Here is a 1494-nt window from a genome sequence, read left to right on the forward strand (position 1 = left end):
GGTAGTGATACCGTGTATGGAGTCAAGTATATAACATTTGTGAGTTGTATTTAGTTTTATGCTTAATAACACCGAATGCTATATGAAGTAACTTTCTCATAATCGCTCCAATAATGACCATGGTATTTTTACCTCTGTTTTTTAATTTATTGGCAAATTCTTTGACTATTGAGTTGTGTGATTTAGCTGAGATAGCAGGAAAATATAAAGCTTTTCTTAAGTTCGAAGAGCCTATTTTTGACAATCTTGATTTACCTCTTACTGAAGTGCCAGAAGTATTTTGTTTAGGAGTAAGTCCTGCATATGCAGCTAGTTGTCTTGCACTGTTAAAAGAAGAGAAGTCAGGAACTTCAGATAGTATAGCAATAGCAGTAATCTTTCCAACTCCCGGTATACTTTGCAAATTCTCGCAGTGCTCTTTTAGTGTAGAATTGTTAGTTAGTAATTCATCAATAAGTAAGTCTATACTTTTAATTTGCAGATCTATTTCATTTAACAATCTCCTATATATTATACTTATAGAGTCAGGTAAGGTATGCTCATTTTCAAGGTAATTTGAAACTTGGGTACGTTGGATTTTAAGGTTTTGCTGACAACGATAAAAGCTCCTTAATTTCTTAAGCATACTATCCCTAGGTTTATAGGGGTGTAATTCATTCTTATTAGCATACTCAGCAATAAGTACAGCATCAACTTCATCAGTTTTATGCCTCTTTAGTTTACTTGACGCATAAGCTTTAATGCAAGCCGGGTTAATTATACTTACACTATATCCTTGATTATATAAAAACTCCGCTACTTCATCACCATAGCTACCTGTTGCTTCCATACATACTTTTAGATCCTTAATTGCTTTTATACTCAACCATTGGTTAAGTTTGGCAAATCCTTGTTGATTATTAGCAAATTTGTTCTTACTAATTTTATTTCCAATTATCAAAGCTACAGCTAGTTCTTTCTTTGATATATCTATACCTAGAGTTCCTTCAAACATAACTTCTACCTTGCATTATTTTTTTATCTATGTAAAAAAAATCTATAGCTAACCATGTTAATACAGAATAAGCTTCTTAAGAGCTTTTCTTAGATACCGTCCAGCTTAAGATCCTTTGGAAGAGGGTGCTTATCACTACCACAGATTTAAATAATCTTTGTTGCGAACCAGAATCTCCTCTTCCTAACCTCAAAGGTCAGCTAATCCCTTTGTAGCCTTACTTGCAAGCATTTCTTAACCTGCTCCTTTATCATACATGTTGCAAAGAATGGAATTGAAGGAAGAAGTTATCTAGTTTTATGAGGGTTTTTAGAAAATATAAGCAGGAGTTGGTAAGTTAAATTGTCTTTCAATAAAGTATTTAATATTTATAGCAGAGCACTTATGCAAGTGATAAAGCTGGCCCTTGAATAACATGTTGATTGTCTCAATACCTCGGATGGTATTATATGCTGTTTTATAACTATGATAACCCATAGCATCTTTGGTTTTCCATTTTA

2 protein-coding genes are annotated in these 1494 nt (G+C 32.9%); both read right to left on the reverse strand.

The window, feature by feature from the left end; all coding sequences use genetic code 11:
* Window positions 1-22: 22 nt before the first annotated feature.
* Window positions 23-994 (reverse strand): IS110 family RNA-guided transposase, encoded by a 972-nt coding sequence (locus NF27_RS06820; protein ID WP_039455504.1) that lies wholly within the window; start codon window positions 992-994, stop codon window positions 23-25.
* Window positions 995-1303: 309 nt separating this feature from the next.
* On the reverse strand, window positions 1304-1494 hold a 191-nt coding region (locus tag NF27_RS12490; RefSeq protein ID WP_410518031.1), incomplete at its 5' end, for a hypothetical protein.

The sequence above is a fragment of the Candidatus Jidaibacter acanthamoeba genome (assembly GCF_000815465.1).
Taxonomy (GTDB): Bacteria; Pseudomonadota; Alphaproteobacteria; order Rickettsiales; family Midichloriaceae; genus Jidaibacter; species Jidaibacter acanthamoebae.

What these genes read in the sequence shown, in the direction of transcription:
- NF27_RS06820 (WP_039455504.1), bottom strand. Translation starts at nt 994, where the DNA reads ATGTTTGAAGGAACTCTAGGTATAGATATATCAAAGAAAGAACTAGCT.